Source organism: Streptomyces sp. NPDC004561 (genome assembly GCF_053602155.1).
In genome coordinates, this window is sequence record NZ_JBSGDB010000892.1 from 1 (window position 1) to 1,504 (window position 1,504).

The window sequence follows — 1,504 nt, forward strand, 5'->3', positions numbered from 1 at the left end:
TTGAGCCGCTACGGCTGAAGGTGTTCTTGTAGAAGTCCCAGGTCTCCTGCGCGCCGTAGTGGGCGTCGGCGCCCGCGGTGGCCGCGTTGGAGTTGGTGCCGTCGCCCCAGGTGTCGTTGCTCTGGGAGAACAGGGTGCCGGTGCCCGAGCTGCCGTGGTTCAGGTTGTAGGTCTTGTGTCCGCCGCGCGCCCCGTCGGTCAGCGTGTACGACGAGCCCGACTGGGTGGTGGTCAGCGTGACCTGGCCGCTGTAGTGGGTGTTGCCGACCCCGGTCTCGATCGCCTGGTACCGGTACAGCTCCTTGCCGGTGGTGGCGTCGGTGATGACGTGCAGCCGGCTGGGCGTGCCGTCGTCCTGGAAGCCGCCGATCACCGTCTCCCAGGCGAGCTTCGGGGTGCCGGTGCCGGCCCAGATCACCTTGCGGGCGCTGTCGGCGGTGGCCTTCTTGCCGTCGAGGGCCTTGGCGGTCTTCAGGGCCTTGGTCTCGGCGGCGGACTTGGTGAAGGCCGCGGTGGTGGAGGCGACCTTGATCCTGTGCTTGTTGTTGTAGGTGGTGCTCACGGTCCCGGCGGCCAGCGAGGCGGGCGGGGTGTGCACGACGAGGTCGCCGCCGAGGACGGGCAGGCCGTCGTAGGTGCGCTCGTAACGCGTGTGCACGGTGCCGTCGTTGTCCTTGACGACGTCCTTGACGACCAGCTTCTCCTTGGCGCCGAGGCCGAGGGTGCGCGCGGTCGCGGTGCTGTTCTGCTGGGCGCTCTTCATCAGCGCGCTGTGCTGGGCGGGGCTGAGTTTCGCCTCCAGGCCGCCGGCGCGCAGCGGGCTGGGGTGGGGAGCGGCGGGCTTGGCGAGGGCCGGGGCGGCCTGCATGCCGACGGCGAGGAAAGCCGCGGCGGAGACCAGGGCGGCTCCGACCGTGGCCCGCTTGTGGGGAGAGCGTCTGTGGGGTCTCACTCGTACTCCTCCTGCTGCGGCCGCCGGGTCGCGGCCGGTGACAGACCGGACAGACGGGTCTGCTGTCCGGGCGAGCTGAGCTGTGCGGGACCGTGATCCGCGAAGAGAGCGTGGGGGATCAGCGTGCTGGGGGAGAATGACAGTATTGACCCGGCCATGTCACGCAAGGGAGAGTCAATCGAGGGTTTTCCCTATGGGGCGGCTCAGGACCGGTCAACTCTCAGGTGCCTTGTGCAGAAGTAAACCTGATGCAGTGACAGATTTTGCTAGCTGGCGGCGGTGAGCTTCGGACATCAACGCGCCCCTCGGGCTTGTGCGTTGAGCGGGGCCCCGGCGTTCAGCCCCTGGCCGGGCCGTTGTTACGGTGCACGGCGTGTCTGACTCCTCACGCGATACCGCACAGGGCGCCGGCTGGGGCTCGGCCGAACCGGGCGCCTACCGGCAGCTGATGCCCGACCACGTCATCCACCTCGGTCCTCACCCGGGCCGGTGTGTCGAGGTCCTTGAGCAGGCAGTCGAGGACGGGCAGGACGTCGGTCGTCCCTGATCGGC

1 pseudogene is annotated in these 1,504 nt (G+C 69.1%); it reads right to left on the bottom strand.

Going from position 1 to position 1,504, the window contains the following annotated elements:
* A pseudogene (locus tag ACWEN3_RS46475) lies at nucleotides 1-952 on the bottom strand (M4 family metallopeptidase); the annotation flags it as partial.
* Between the last annotated feature and the right edge of the window lie 552 nt (nucleotides 953-1,504).